Genomic DNA, 14,593 nt, shown 5'->3' on the forward strand with positions numbered 1-14,593 from the left:
CACTCAACCCTTCCGCTTCAATTTCGCCGCACCTTCTTCCACCAGCCGCTTCGCCGCCTCGGCGACCGTGATCTTGCCGAAGGCGAGCTGGTCGGCGACGGGGCGGGCGACGTTCGCGTCGAATTCCTGCGAGCCGAGCGGCGCCGGCACGGGATAGGTGCCCACCTGATCCTTCAACAGCTCGATATATTGCACCGTCTGCTGCTCCACAGGATTGAGCGTCGGCAGGATGGCGGCACGCACGGCGGGCGACATCGGCACGCCGCGCTCGACGCCGAGAATCTTGCCAGCATCGACATCATTGACGAAGAAATTGATGAACTTGGCCGCCGCTTCGCCATTCTTGCTGGTGGCGCCCACGCTCCAGATCAGCGCCGGACGATAGTAATGGCCGGAAGGACCATCCTTCTTCTCGCGCGGCAGCATGGTGACGGCGAGCTTGCTCTTGACGACAAGCTGATAGCCGACGAGCTGGTTGGAATAGGCCATGCCGATGGCCGATTTGCCGAGTGCCAGGCAGTTGCTCTCGATGACGTTCTGATCGAGCGTCTGCACGTCGGCGGAAACCGTGCCGCCGCGTTTGCGCAGGTCTTCCCAATAGCTGTACCATTCCTTGGCGTCGTCGACGCCGAAGCCGAGCCCGCCCTCTTCCGTAAAGAGGCTTTTGCCGCGCTGGCGCAGCCAGACATCGAGCACATAATTGTAGCGCGCGCCATAAGGGCCGCCCCAATAGCCGCGCTTGCCGGCCGCCTTCGTCATTTCCACGGCAAGATCGGCATATTCGGCCCATGTCGTGGTCGGACCGGGCGGCGTCAGGCCGGTCTTCTTGAACATGTCCTCATCGTAGAACATCGCGAAGGAATTGAGTCCGAGGCCGACGCCATAAAGCTTGTTGTCGACCGTCGTCAGCTTCAGCACGTCCTTGCCGAAACTTTCGACATTCAGTGTCGAGGGCACGAACTGGTCGAGCGGCATGCATGCGCCGCGCTTGGAGTAGTCGGAGATCGTGCTCGGCTCAAGCTGGAAGACATCGGCGATGTTCTGGCTGGCCATGCCGGTGGCAAGCTTCGCCCAGTAGCCCTCGCCACTGATGCTCTCGCCGACGACGGACAGATCGGGGTTCTTGCTATGAAACAATTCCGCAACCGCGACAGTGCGCTTGCCGCGATCAGGCGAACCCCACCACATCGCCCGAAGCTGCGTCGTATCGGCAAAGGCGGGCATTGCGTTTCCCCCGAAGGCAAGGCCAGCTGCGGTTCCGGCAGCTCCGATCATGAAAGAACGACGATTCATGCGCATGAGATTCCTCCTTCTCTTGCGTTGTCATCCGCGGCGATCTCCCCGACGCCTTCAGCGGACAAGTCAGCGCGACGATATGCAATTTCATTGCACTGTGCAATAAAAAATCTTTCTATTGCAAATTTGCATAAGTTTGCATAGCGTTTGCGATATGAACGATATTCGCTCCAAACGCATCAGGCAGGCCGACATCGCCACTGCCGCCGGCGTCTCCGTCTCGACGGTGTCGCGGGTCCTCACGAATGAACCCGGCATCAGCGACACGATCCGCCAGCATATCTTCAAGGTGGCGAGCGATCTCGGCTATCCGCTGAAGACCGCAGCCGAGACAGCGGCCGGCGGCTTGGCATTGATCGCCAGCGACAGCGTCACCGGCGGCTTGAGCGTCTTCTATGAAGGCATCCTCGAGGGCCTACGCGCTGGCGCCGCCGAGCGCGGCATGCGCTTCGACATCCGCCTCGTCCGCGAGGCGAGAACCGAACCGGAGTTGGTGAAGGAATATCTGCAGAGCGCCGGGGCCGAAGGCCTCTTTCTCGTCGGCATCGACCCATCGGAAGAGCTCTGCCGGTGGCTTGCGGCCAGCGGCACGCCGACCGTGCTCGTCAACGGCACCGATCCGAAGCTGCGCTTCGACGGCGTTTCTCCCTCGAATTTCTTCGGCGCCTACAACGCAACCCGGCGTCTGCTCGATGCCGGTCACCGCCGCATCCTGCATTTGACCGGCTCGCATCGCCAGACGATCCGTGAGCGCATCCGCGGCTTCGAAGCGGCGATCGCGTCGGTGGAAGGCGCCGAAGGCCGCATCGTGCCGATGAATTTCAGGGGTAGCTCCAGCCAGGAAGCCCATGACAAAACCGCCGAGATCCTTGCCGCAGGCGAAGGCTATACCGCCGCCTTCTGCATGAACGATTTCATCGCCGTCGGCGTGCTGGACGCCGTTGTTGAAGCCGGCCTGCGGGTGCCGGAGGATTTTGCCATTGTGGGCTTCGACGATCTTCCCTGTGCCCTGATGACCAATCCCCGCCTGGCAACCATGCGCGTCGATCGCGCAGCTCTCGGCCGAGAAGCCATCGGCCTAATGATCGCACGCTTCCGCGACCGCGATGCGCCGGCCCGCCACATCTGCCACGGCGTCCCGCCGATCGCCGGCGGCACGCTGCCACCCGAAACCTGAAATCCAATCCCAGCCGCGGAAACGATCGAGAAAGCCGAACCGATGATCTATGACCCCGCCAGCTCCAATCCTCTTGCCGGCAACCCGCTGAAGACCCTTACGGACATGCGCTGCGCGCTGACCGATCTGTTCGATCCGCTGCTGCCCTATTTTTCCGAAGGCAATGCCCGCGTTCGCATCGATGGCGCAGGTGCCCATTTCGACCGCGCAGCTGCCGATCTCGAAGGTTTCGCCCGTCCCCTCTGGGGCTTGGCTCCGCTCGGCGCCGGCGGCGGCGACTTCAGCCACTGGGGCCGCTACGCTGAAGGCCTCGCCAATGGCGTCGACCCAAAGCATCCGGAATATTGGGGCGCGGTTAACGGCCGCGATCAGCGCATGGTCGAACTGGCCGCCCTCGGCTTCGCGCTGGCGCTCGTGCCCGAAAAAATCTGGGAGCCGCTCGATTGTCGCGCGCGCGACAATCTGATCGCCTACCTCAAGCACGCCCGCACCTTCGACTACGCCGACAACAATTGGAAATTCTTCCGCATCTTCGTGGATATCGCGCTCGATCGCCTCGGCGCCACCTTCGACCGCAGCCTGACGGAAAGCTACCTGAACGAGCTCGATGGCTTCTACATCGATGACGGCTGGTATCGCGACGGCAATGTCCGCCGCATCGATCACTACATTCCCTTCGCAATGCACTTTTACGGGCTGATCTATTCCAAGCTCGTCAATGACGACCGCTCCGAGCGCTACCGCGAGCGCGCCATCCTGTTCGCGAGGGATTTCCGCCATTGGTTCGCGCCCGATGGCGCTACGATCCCCTTCGGCCGCAGCCTGACCTATCGCTTCGCCTGTGCCGGCTTCTGGTCGGCGCTCGCCTTTGCTGATGTCGAGGCGCTGCCTTGGGGCGAAATCAAGGGCCTGTGTCTCCGGCATCTGCGCTGGTGGGCCGACAAGCCGATCGCCCATCGCGACGGCACGCTGCCGATCGGCTTTGCCTATCCCAACCTGCTGATGTCGGAGAATTACAATTCCGCCGGCTCGCCCTATTGGGCTTTCAAGGCTTTCCTGCCGCTGGCACTTCCCGAAACGCATCCATTCTGGACAGCGGAAGAAAAGGCTCCGGAAAGTGAGCCGGCTATCATCCCGCAAAAGCATCCCGGCATGGTTTTGCTGCGCAGCAAGGACGATGTCGTGGCACTCTCCTCCGGCCAGGAAAACCAGCAGATGCGCTTCGGCGCGGAGAAATACTCGAAATTCGCCTATTCCGCCCGCTACGGCTTCAGCGTCGAAAGCGATGAGCGCATCTTTGCCGGCGGTGCCTTCGATAGCATGCTCGCCTTCAGCGACGATGGCCTGCACTACCGCGTGCGCGAAACCAATGAAGAGGCGAAGCTTGCCGGCGATACGCTCTATGCCAAATGGTCGCCCTATCCGGATGTGACCGTAGAGACCTGGCTGGTGCCGGCCTCGCCCTGGCATATCCGCCTGCACAGGATCAGCACGCCACGGCCGCTGCAGACGGCCGAAGGCGGCTTTGCCATTGCAAGACGCGATTTCGAGGCCGATACGCTCTCCTCCGCCATCGGAGCCGCCTATGCCATCGGCGAAGAGGATTTCAGCGGCATTGTCGACCTCGGCTCGACCATCGCACGCGAGGGCATCGCCCAGAAGGCGCCGCCGAATACCAATCTCATCGTTTCCAAGACGCTGGTGCCGCAATTGCGGGGCACGATCCCGGCTGGCGAGACCATTCTCGTCTCAGCCGTGCTTGCGGAGAAAGACCCGGCTGCCGTCGATCACGCCTGGAGTAAGCCGCCGGCCAAACCCGATATCGATGCGCTGCGCGCACTTATCAACGACAAGGGCATCTCGGTCAGCGCCATCAGAGCACCGGGTCGCCTGCCATGACGCAATCCATCTCGGGCCGCCCGGCCATTGCCCTCGCCATGCAGCCATCGCGCACGCAGCATGTGCTGCCCGAGGCGCTCATTCAGCGCCTCGACACTATCGGCCGGGTGCTCGACGCCGCACCGATGCAAAGCTTCGGCGATGTGCGTGCAGCCAAGCTGCTCGCGGAAACCGAAATCCTGATCACCGGCTGGGGCTCACCGACGATCGATGTTGCCGCGCTCGCAAAGGCGCCGCATCTGAAGCTAGTGGTTCATGCCGCAGGCACGGTGAAAGGACTTGTCGGCGACAGCCTGTTTGATCGCGGCATACGGGTCAGCCATGCCGCCCAGGCCAATGCCTTGCCGGTCGCCGAATTCACGCTTGCCGCCATCATCTTTGCCGGCAAGAAGGTTTTCCGGTTCCGGGATTTCTACATCGCCGACCGCAACCGCCAGCGGACGATACCGATGCAGGCCGAAGCCATCGGTAATTATCGCAGAACCATCGGCATCATCGGCGCCTCGCGCATCGGAAGACGGGTAATCGAGCTGCTTACACCATTCGACTACCGCATCCTGCTCTATGATCCAATGGTTGGCGACGTCGAAGCCACCACGCTCGGCGTCGAAAAAGCCGAGCTGGGCGCGCTGATGGCATCGGCCGACATCGTCTCGCTGCATGCCCCCTCGCTGCCCGCCACACGCCATATGATCGACGCCCGACGACTCTCGCTGATGAAGAAGGGGGCGACGTTCATCAATACGGCACGCGGCGCACTGGTCGATGAAGCGGCCCTGATCGCCGTGCTGAAAACTGGCCATATCGACGCGATCATCGACGTCACCGATCCGGAAATTCCAGAAGCCGCCTCGGCGTTTTACGAGCTGCCGAACGTCTTCCTGACGCCGCATATTGCAGGTGCCGTTGGGCTGGAACGGACCCGCCTCGGTGAGATGGCGGTGGATGAAGCCATCTGCTTTATCGAAGGCAAGCCGCTGCTCTATGAAATCCGCCGCGAAGACATGGCTAGCATGGCATGATGCGGCGCAGCAGATCCATGAAAACACCCTGAAATCGCCCCATTTCGGCACAGGCAAACAACCCGTTTTTAATCATTCCGCGCTAGCAATCTCATGAGCGTCGGTCCGCCAAAAGCTCGGTCTCGAACTTTTGGAAAGGATCATGCGTCGGCAGGTTGTTGCTGCGTACCTCGTGCCTCCGGAAGACGCACGGCGCAGCAATGAAGAGGTTCTAGTAATGCGTACCCGCGTCCTTTCCATTCTGGCCGTAATGCTGCTCAGCGTGCTGGCGGGCTGCGCCACCGCACCCCGCCATACCCGCAATATCTGCGCGATCTTCGATCAGCGCGATGGCTGGTTCAACAATTGGCAGCGCGCCGCCGAACGCACGGAACGCAAGTACGGCGTGCCCGTGCCGATCCTGATGGCGACGATCTATACCGAATCCGGCTTCCGGCCGCGCGCCCGCCCGCCGCGGCGCTATTTGCTCGGCTTCATTCCCTGGAAACGCCCGACGACGGCTTACGGCTATTCGCAGGCGCTCGACGGTACCTGGGACAAATACAAGCGCGAAACCGGCAATTGGACGGCAAGCCGCACCAATTTCGCCGACGCCATCGACTTCGTCGGCTGGTATCACTACCAGACGCACCTGCAGACCGGCATTGCCCTGAACGATTCCTACGATCTCTATCTCGCCTATTATTCCGGCGCCAAAGGTTATCTGCAGGGAGCGTGGCGCGGCAATGGAACCGCTCTTGCCGGCGCCAAGCGCTTCAACGGCATGACGCGGATCTACGCGCAGCAGCTGCCGAGCTGCAGCTGATCTCGAAACGCGAAAGCTCCATACCGCGGCCCTAAGGCCGCGGTTCCAGCAAGTTCAACCCGCCATCTTCGCCCCAGATATCGGCAACCGACACCTGCTGGCCGGTCTGGCTGCTCTGTAGCGCGGCAATGCCACAGAGGACCGACATCGCCCCTGCCCGCGAACCTGCTCGCTGCTTGAGTTCGTCATTCGGGCCGGAGCGCAGCAGCATGTTACGCAGCCGGTCGTCGCCGCCATAGTGCCCGCCGGAGGAGTGCGGCACCCATATGCGCTCGACATCGCCGAAATTCTTCATCACGACGATCTCGTCGGCCGGCGGCGTTGTCCAGTTCTGCTTCTCGTATTGGCGCAGCTCGATGCGGCCCTTGTGTCCGTTGAAGGCGATGTGATGACCTTCGATCGGCATATAGGTATTCAGGGAATAGGAGACGTTGATGCCGTTGCGATAGCGGATGGATGCCACCATCGTATCGGGGATATCGATATCCTCACGGAAAACGCAGGCGTCGCGCACATACCCATCGACGGATGAGGGGTCTTCATAGAGGCTCTCGAGCAGCGGCGTTGCGCTGATGTCGAGGTAATAGTCGCACTCGCCCTTGTACCGACAGGTGCGACAGCGCTCGCCGCGGAACGGGCCTTTGCGGCCATAATGCTTGAGATCGGCAAAGGCGGCGACCGTTTCCGGATCGGAATCCAGATACCAATTCAGAAGGTCGAAATGATGCGTCGCCTTATGAACGAAAAGGCTGCCGGAATTTTCGACATAAGCATGCCAGCGGCGGAAGTAATCGGCGCCATGGCTGGTGTCGAGATACCAATGGAAGTCGACCGAGGTGACATCGCCGATGATGCCTGAATTGATCAGCTCCTTGATCTTCGCAGCGGTCGGCGCGAAGCGGTAATTGAAGGAAATATCCAACCGCTTGCCGGTACGTGCCTCGGCATTGAGAATGCGCTTGATTTTGTCGACGGTCGTCGTCATCGGCTTCTCGCTGATGACATCGGCGCCAGCCTCCATCGCCTTGACGATCAGATCGTCATGGGTGGAATCGCGGGTGCAGACGATGACAAGATCCGGCTTTTCCGTCCGCAGCAATTCGTCGAAGTCGGTATAGATGGGCACCGATGCGCCGATATACTCCAGAGCCCGCTTTGCCCGCATGGCATTGAGATCGCAGACCGCCACGAGCTCGACCTCGTTGCTCCAACGCTCGACCAGATCCTTGCCCCACATAGTCGTGCCGCGATGACCCGTGCCGACGAGGGCGTAACGTTTTTTCGATGACTGCATGTCTCTTCCTCCAGAGTCTGCAAATGATGATGGGGCCGCAATGACCTGCGTTTACTTCGGCAAAAGCCCCTCACCGCGACCCTCTCCCACTTGCGGGGAGAGGGCTAGGGTGAGGGGCCAAGCACGGCAGCATCTGCAGGCTAGTGCGGCGACCTCTCCATCGCCGTCCAATCCGGCGCGACCGATGAACCGAGACCGACAGCACCGATAACGGAACTGATCGCAAGCTGTCCCCCCTCGATCCGCAGTCGCGTGCGGCCATTGCTGATGCGGTAGAGATCGGAATGCACCTCGGCGAAAGCGGCCTGCTCCGCCTCCGGCGCGCCGGCCATGCCGTCGACATAATGATGACCGTTGCGCTCGATATGCGTCATGCCGATGAGCGATGCGAGCGCCAGATCCTGCTGCACGGCAAGGCCTCCTTGCGTCGTCAGATCCTCGGCCGACATGAAATAGGGAATGCCGTCCTCGGCACTCCATTTGGCGACGCGCGCGCGGTTCAATAGCGAGCGATAGAAGCCTTTGCAGGATTTCGAGGAGATGCCGGTATAGCCAAACCCCCTCGCCGTGACGAAGGCATCGATATCGGCATCGGATTCGTCGATCTCCACCGGCTTGAAGGCAGCAAGCGCCTTCACCGGCTTCTCGAAGGCATGGGCGCGGGCGATCGGCTGCTCAACGAATAGGATCGAAGAGGCAAATCTTGCCAGCCTCGGCTCTTCCTTCACCCGGGAAAGCAGATCGGCAACAGCCTCTGCAGAGGCAAATTGCTCGTTGCCGTCGAGCGTCACCGAATAGTTCGGCACCTTGGCATCGATGACGGCAGCGACGCGGCAAAGGCGGTCGATATCCGCGTCGGGAACGCCCGACACCTTCACTTTGAAGAACGTCAGCCCATAGGCGTCGATCGCCTCTTCGAAACTTTCCGGCAGGCCGTCGTTCAGCCGCTCGCTTGCCGGGATATCGGCGCGCACGATCGCATCCACCAGACCGACAGTGTGGCGCGCGGCAAGGCTTGCCGAAGGCTCCAATGTCGAGAGGAAACCGGAGAGATCGAAGCCCGAGAGATCACGTGCCGTGGAGGTATCGATGCCGGGGCGGTTCGCCTTGATCGCTTCCGCGACGGTCAGTCCCTCCAGCCGGCAGAGCGCATCGAGAATAGCCCGGTTGGCAAGTGCCAGGCCGAATGATGCGACAAGCCCGTTCAGCTTCTCCGCCGCCGCTTGGGCATGATGTGAGGCCTCGACGGCGGCATGCAGGCCGAAAGCCGTTCCCGCACCAGCACCTCTTAAGGAATTAAGCGCCAGGACCAGCGAACGCCGCAGCTGGTTTTCATTGTCGGCATTGGAAAGCTCGGACGATTTGTCGAACCATTTCGGTACCATCAGCTCCGCCGCCATGCCCTCGGCCGAGCGCCCTTGCGCATCCTCGATGCGCACCCGCAGAAAGATCTGCCGCGCCTCGCGCAAGGTTGCTGCACCGAAACGGAAGGGAAGCCGCAGCTTGACCGGACGCTCGAATGTCTCGGCCTCGACAAGCCTGATGGTCAATGGTTCGGTCATGATGCTGGTCGGCTCCTGTGATGGTCAAGCAAGTCTATTTGTATAGGGCACCAATATGCGTGGCCCCTCACCCAGCCCTCTCCCCGCCTGCGGGGAGAAGGAGTTTTCAAGCCCATGACCAGCACGAAACCAGTAACGGCCAGCTGGTTTGCTCTGTCGCCCCCTCTCTCCGCCTCAACGGGGAGAGGGCTGGGGTGAGGGGCTATTCAGTCCATTGCAGAAGCGGTTCTTCAAATCTCCGGCCACGCCGCATTGTAACGACAGGCACACGCTATCTCCCCCATGCCCGATTCCCTCCAGAACCAGGAAAGCAAATGCTTAGTCGCCCAAGCAATGTAACCATATGGTTACAAGATCGCGCGTTACCTCCGGCGTTGTCAATCACCTTTTGAAAATTTCTCGAACCGCCGCACTGCCGAACACTACGCGCGGATCGAAGCGAGCGTGACGGCAACGATATGCTCACCCCACTCATTCAGCGCATCCGGTGCCATCAGCTTCCGCGCGAAAATCGTCGACAAGGTGTGCCGGTTCGACAGATAGAAAAAGCCGAGTGCCGCGATCGTGAGATAGACTGATATGGGATCGACCGCCGGCCGGAAAATGCCAAGTGCCTCCCCACGGCGCAGCACGTCCGCAAGTTCGTCGATCAGATGCGAATGCATTGCCGAGACTTTGTCGGAGCGCTGCAGATAATGCGCATGATGCAGGTTTTCGGTGGCGAGCAGGCTCAGAAACTCAGGATGCGCGAGAAAATGCCGCCAGGTGAACAAGGCCAGCTCCCGCATCCCCTCTTCCGGATGACGATGCGCCAGATCCAGCTGCTTTTCTGCGTTGCGGATCGTCGCATATGTCGCCTCCAGCACGGCGAGATAGAGCCCCTCCTTGTCGCCGAAATAATGATAGAGCATCCGCTTGTTCGTTTGCGCCCGCGCTGCAATCGCATCCACCCTGGCGCCACCGAAGCCATGCGCGGCAAATTCCTCCGTCGCCGCGTCCAGGATCGTGGCATGGGTGCGCTGCGGATTGCGAGACGCTTTTCTCGACCGCTTGCCCAAGGTCTTGCCGGCATCCGCTTGCGCTTTATTTTCAGGCTCTTGTCTCGCCCTGACCGCCATGGACGATCTCCTTCCGAACGGTAGCATTAGCGACGGATGCTGCCGGTTCCGGCATACATCGTTTTGATTGCCGCACGATTGGCGCTTGACAGCGGTCGCGTTTCTATCCAACTTGTAACCAAATAGTTATATCGTGCAAAGCAGTTCGTAAATCATCGGTTCACTGGGGAGGAGACCAGGATGACGTTGACGATCGATCGCCGGCAGTTGCTAGCCGGCATGGCAGCCACACTCGCTTTCAGCGGTATCGGACTTTCACGCGCCAATGCGGCAACCGCGATGCGCCTTCTTTGGTGGGGATCGAAGGAGCGTAGCGACCGGACGTTTGCGGCGGTAAAGGCCTATCAGGCGAAGAACCCGGATATCACCATCGCCGGCGAATCCTTCGGTTGGGACAGCTATTGGACGCGCTTGGCCACCCAGACCGGCGGCGGCAACGCGCCCGACCTCATCCAGATGGATTATCGTTACATCTTCGAATATGCCCGCCGCGGCGCGCTGCTCGACATGACGCCCTATCTCGGCAAGAGCTTGGCGATCGAGGATTTCGGCCCGGCCAACATCGATTCCGGCAAGGTCGACAACAAGATCTACGGTGTCAGCCTCGGCGTGAACTCCTTCATGGTCGTCGTCAATACGGCCGCCTGGACCGAGGCCGGCGTCGAACCGCCACATGACGCCATGACATGGGAGCAGATCGGCGATGCCTGCGCCAAGGTCACGGCTGCCAAGAAGCGTCGCGGTTTCTACGGCACGGCCGACGCAAGCGGCGGGGAGCCGGCGCTCGAATGCTGGCTGCGCCAGCGCGGCAAGGCGCTGTATACGACGGACGGCAAGCTCGCCTTCGAAGCAAAGGACGCGACCGAATGGTTTGATCTGTGGGGTCACATGCGCAAGATTGGCGCCTGTGTTCCGGCCGACGTGCAGGCGCTCGATCAGCAGACGCTCGAAACCGATATGCTTGTCATCAAAAAAGCAGCGATGAGCTTCGCCCATTCCAACCAGTTCGTTGCCATTCAAGGTCTGAACAAGGAAAAGCTCGATATCGTCTCCTATCCGGCCAATGCCGACAGCAAGCCCGGCCAGTATCTGAAGCCGTCGATGCTGATGTCGGTTTCGGCGATGTCAGCAAACAAGGATGCCGCCGTCGCCTTCGTCAATTATCTGGTCGAAGACCCGGAAGGCACGAAGGCACTCGGAGTCGAGCGCGGCGTTCCGCCTTCAAAAAAGATCCGCGATCTCCTGACGCCGGATCTGGATTCCGTCAGCAAACAGGTGGTCGACTATATCGGCCGGCTGACGCCGCACGTCGGAGCGCTGCCGCCATCCCCACCGAACGGCGCCGGCGAGAATGCATTCCTGTTGAAGAAGATCGCCGAGGAGGTGGCCTTCGGCAAAACCAGCGCGCAGGACGCTGGAACGAAGTTCACCGAACAGGCAGCAGCAAACATTACGCGAGGCTGATACCGTGGGTACAAACAGCAAGAGCGTTGCCGGCGGCTTGGCCGTCGGCGCGCGCGCGCCGTTGCGCGTGGAGACCTCCTACAAGGCGCCGAGCGCATTCGCGCGCAACGCACCCGGCTATCTCTTTCTTCTGCCGTGGTTCATCGGCTTCTTCGGACTGACCCTCGGACCGGCGATCGCCTCGCTCTATCTATCCTTTACCGACTATAATCTGTTGCAGTCTCCCAATCTCGTCGGCATAGACAACTATGTGCGGATCGCGACGGCGGACGACAAGTTCCTGTCGTCGATGAAGGTGACGCTGTTTTATGTCGTCTGCTCCGTGCCGCTGAAGCTCGCCTTCGCGCTGCTGGTGGCGCTGCTGCTCAACCGCGGCATCAAGGGCCTGCCGGTCTACCGTGCCATCTTCTATCTGCCGTCACTGCTCGGCTCCAGCGTCGCCATCGCCGTGCTGTGGCGGCAGATCTTCGATGCCGACGGTATCGTCAATACCCTGCTTTGGTACGCCTTCGGCATCAACGGGCCGAGCTGGATCTCCAATCCCGATTACTCGCTCTATACGCTCGTCATTCTCGCCATCTGGCAGTTCGGTTCGCCGATGATCATCTTCCTCGCAGGCCTGCGCCAGATCCCGACCGATCTTTATGAAGCCGCCAGCCTCGACGGCGCCTCCAAGGCACGGATTTTCTTCAAGATCACCCTGCCGCTTCTGACGCCCGTGATCTTCTTCAACGCCGTGGTCCAGACGATCGATGCCTTCAAAGCCTTCACGCCGGCCTATGTGATTTCCTCCGGCACCGGCGGGCCGATCGATTCGACGCTGTTCTACACGCTCTATCTCTACCAGGAAGCCTTCGGCTATTTCCGCATGGGCTATGCCGCCGCACTCGCCTGGATCCTGGTGATCATTATCGCGATCTTCACCGCCTTCTCCTTCCTCTCCGCTCGCTATTGGGTCCACTACGATGACTGACGCGAAGCTCACCCATTTTGCCGAGGACATGAAGCCGCCGCGCGAGCGCCCGTGGTTCCTCTCCGTCCTCATCCATGTCGCTCTCATCGCCGCGTCGATCGTGATGCTCTATCCGCTGCTGTGGATGCTGTCCGGCTCGATCAAGGACCAGAACGAGATCTTCGGCACGGCCTCACTGATCCCTTCGCAATTCGATTTCAGCTCTTATGCCCGCGGCTGGTTCGGCGGCCAGGTCACCTTCGGCAAATTCGTCTGGAATTCGGCCGTCATCGCCGTGCTGTCGGTCATCGGCAACGTGATTTCCTGCTCGCTGGCGGCCTACGCCTTCGCGCGGCTGAATTTCTGGGGCAAGAATTTCTGGTTCGCCCTGATGCTGGGCACGCTGATGCTCCCCTATCACGTCACGTTGATCCCGCAATATATCCTCTTCCTCAAGCTCGGCTGGGTGAAGACCATGCTGCCGCTCGTCGTGCCGAAATTCCTCGCCGTCGATGCCTTCTTCATCTTCCTGATGGTGCAGTTCTTCCGCGGCATTCCCCGCGAACTGGACGAGGCGGCCATGATGGACGGCTGCAGCCCATGGCGCATCTACTGGCGCATCATGCTGCCGCTGTCGCTTCCCGTCCTGGCGACGGCTGCCATCTTCTCCTTCATCTGGACCTGGGACGATTTCTTCGGGCCGCTGATCTACCTCTCGGACATCAACACCTACACGGTACAGCTCGGCCTGCGCTCCTTCGTCGACTCCACCGGAAGTTCCGACTGGAGCAGCCTGTTTGCCATGTCGAGCCTGTCGCTGATCCCGGTCTTCCTGATCTTCCTCTTCTTCCAGAGGCTGCTGATCGACGGCATCGCGACCGCCGGCCTCAAACGCTGATTATGAACCCCGCAGTCCCGAATACCCAAGGTTTGGGACTGCGAACCAACAAAACCACGAAAGGAAATGTCGCATGAGCGCGCTGCGCTTCGCCGCCATCGGCCTCAACCACGATCATATCTACGGCCAGGTCAACGTCATGCTGCGGGCCGGCGCCGAACTCGTCGCCTTCCATGCGGTGGAGGACGATCTCGCCGCCACCTTTGCCGAACGCTTCCCGCAAGCGAAACGCGTCGCTGACAAGCGCGAAATCCTGGAGGACCACTCCATCGCGCTGATCGTCAGCGCCGCGATTTCCAGTGAGCGCGCCGATCTCGCTATGGAGGCCATGCGCCACGGCAAGGACGTGATGCTCGACAAGCCCGGCATGGTGACGCTGGATCAGCTCGCTGAAGTGCGAAAAGTGCAGGCCGAGACCAAGCGCATCGTCTCCATCCTCTATTCCGAACATTTCGAGACGGCATCGACGGTCAAGGCCGGCGAATTGGTCAAGGCGGGCGCCATCGGCAAGGTCATCCACACGACCGGCCTCGGCCCCCATCGGCTGCGCAAACCCACCCGGCCGGACTGGTTCTTCGACCGCAAGCGCTATGGCGGCATCATCGCCGACATCGCCTCACATCAGTGCGAGCAGTTCCTGTTCTTTGCAGACTCCCTCGAAGCCGAGGTGCTGTCGGCGACGGTGTCCAACCGCGCCAATCCGGAAACGCCGGGCCTGCAGGATTATGGCGATTTCCATGTGAGGACGCCCGACGTCACGGGCTATGTCCGCGTCGACTGGTTCACGCCGGACGGGCTTTCCACCTGGGGCGACGGCCGCCTCTTCATCGTCGGCACGGAAGGGACAATCGAGCTGCGCAAATATATCGATGTCGCCGGCCGGCCCGGCACCGACCATCTCTTCCTCACCGACCGCAAGGGCATGCAGCATATCGACTGCGGCGGTGTGGAGCTGCCCTATGGCCGCCAGCTTGTGGCCGACATCAGAGACCGCACCGAAACAGCCATGGGCCAGGAACATTGCTTCAAGGCCATGGAGCTGGCGCTGAAGGCGCAGGCGCTTGCCGAGGCTACATCGCTCAAGAACGCTCAGAGGTAACTGCGTC

Annotated in this window: 12 protein-coding genes; 8 read left to right on the forward strand and 4 right to left on the reverse strand. The window is 61.0% G+C overall.

What is annotated here, in order from left to right:
- Positions 1 to 3 precede the first annotated feature (3 nt).
- Entirely contained in the window at positions 4 to 1,299 is a 1,296-nt protein-coding gene (locus AC13QY_RS20155; protein ID WP_488493871.1) for an ABC transporter substrate-binding protein, read from the reverse strand.
- A 151-nt stretch (positions 1,300 to 1,450) separates the two neighbouring features.
- Between AC13QY_RS20155 and AC13QY_RS20160 the strand changes: the two genes are divergently transcribed.
- The 4 genes from AC13QY_RS20160 to AC13QY_RS20175 all read left to right on the forward strand — a co-directional run bounded on the left by AC13QY_RS20160 (position 1,451) and on the right by AC13QY_RS20175 (position 6,199).
- On the forward strand, positions 1,451 to 2,473 hold the full coding sequence (locus tag AC13QY_RS20160) for a LacI family DNA-binding transcriptional regulator (RefSeq protein WP_113331531.1): 1,023 nt from the start codon (positions 1,451 to 1,453) through the stop codon (positions 2,471 to 2,473).
- Positions 2,474 to 2,515: 42 nt separating this feature from the next.
- Complete coding sequence (locus tag AC13QY_RS20165) at positions 2,516 to 4,372, forward strand: DUF2264 domain-containing protein (RefSeq protein WP_488493872.1); 1,857 nt, start codon at positions 2,516 to 2,518, stop codon at positions 4,370 to 4,372.
- Positions 4,369 to 5,394: a hydroxyacid dehydrogenase gene (locus AC13QY_RS20170; protein ID WP_488493873.1), complete on the forward strand. Its 1,026-nt coding sequence runs from the start codon at positions 4,369 to 4,371 to the stop codon at positions 5,392 to 5,394. Before AC13QY_RS20165 ends, AC13QY_RS20170 begins: the two co-directional genes overlap by 4 nt.
- A 217-nt stretch (positions 5,395 to 5,611) precedes the next feature.
- Positions 5,612 to 6,199 (forward strand): transglycosylase SLT domain-containing protein, encoded by a 588-nt coding sequence (locus tag AC13QY_RS20175; protein WP_145635528.1) that lies wholly within the window; start codon positions 5,612 to 5,614, stop codon positions 6,197 to 6,199.
- 31 nt (positions 6,200 to 6,230) lie between these two features.
- Here the strand turns inward: AC13QY_RS20175 and AC13QY_RS20180 are convergent, their stop codons facing one another.
- From AC13QY_RS20180 to AC13QY_RS20190, 3 genes are all read right to left on the reverse strand, one after another.
- Positions 6,231 to 7,493: a Gfo/Idh/MocA family protein gene (locus AC13QY_RS20180; protein ID WP_488493874.1), complete on the reverse strand. Its 1,263-nt coding sequence runs from the start codon at positions 7,491 to 7,493 to the stop codon at positions 6,231 to 6,233.
- 140 nt (positions 7,494 to 7,633) lie between these two features.
- Complete coding sequence (locus tag AC13QY_RS20185; RefSeq protein ID WP_488493875.1) at positions 7,634 to 9,055, reverse strand: mandelate racemase; 1,422 nt, start codon at positions 9,053 to 9,055, stop codon at positions 7,634 to 7,636.
- Between the two features lie 422 nt (positions 9,056 to 9,477).
- Entirely contained in the window at positions 9,478 to 10,173 is a 696-nt protein-coding gene (locus AC13QY_RS20190) for a TetR/AcrR family transcriptional regulator (RefSeq protein WP_113352696.1), read from the reverse strand.
- Positions 10,174 to 10,353: 180 nt separating this feature from the next.
- Between AC13QY_RS20190 and AC13QY_RS20195 the strand changes: the two genes are divergently transcribed.
- From AC13QY_RS20195 to AC13QY_RS20210, 4 genes are all read left to right on the forward strand, one after another.
- Positions 10,354 to 11,637, forward strand: a complete 1,284-nt coding sequence (locus AC13QY_RS20195) for an ABC transporter substrate-binding protein (RefSeq protein ID WP_488493876.1) — start codon at positions 10,354 to 10,356, stop codon at positions 11,635 to 11,637.
- A 37-nt stretch (positions 11,638 to 11,674) separates the two neighbouring features.
- Positions 11,675 to 12,610 carry a carbohydrate ABC transporter permease gene (locus tag AC13QY_RS20200; RefSeq protein ID WP_371864875.1) on the forward strand — a complete coding sequence of 312 codons (936 nt, stop codon included), beginning with the start codon at positions 11,675 to 11,677 and terminating at the stop codon, positions 12,608 to 12,610.
- A 28-nt stretch (positions 12,611 to 12,638) separates the two neighbouring features.
- Positions 12,639 to 13,487 carry a carbohydrate ABC transporter permease gene (locus AC13QY_RS20205; protein WP_173002562.1) on the forward strand — a complete coding sequence of 283 codons (849 nt, stop codon included), beginning with the start codon at positions 12,639 to 12,641 and terminating at the stop codon, positions 13,485 to 13,487.
- 73 nt (positions 13,488 to 13,560) lie between these two features.
- A complete protein-coding gene (locus tag AC13QY_RS20210; RefSeq protein ID WP_488493877.1) occupies positions 13,561 to 14,586 on the forward strand; it encodes a Gfo/Idh/MocA family protein in 1,026 nt (341 codons plus the stop codon).
- Positions 14,587 to 14,593: the final 7 nt, after the last annotated feature.

This window comes from Martinezella sp. CNPSo 3795 (genome assembly GCF_057784475.1).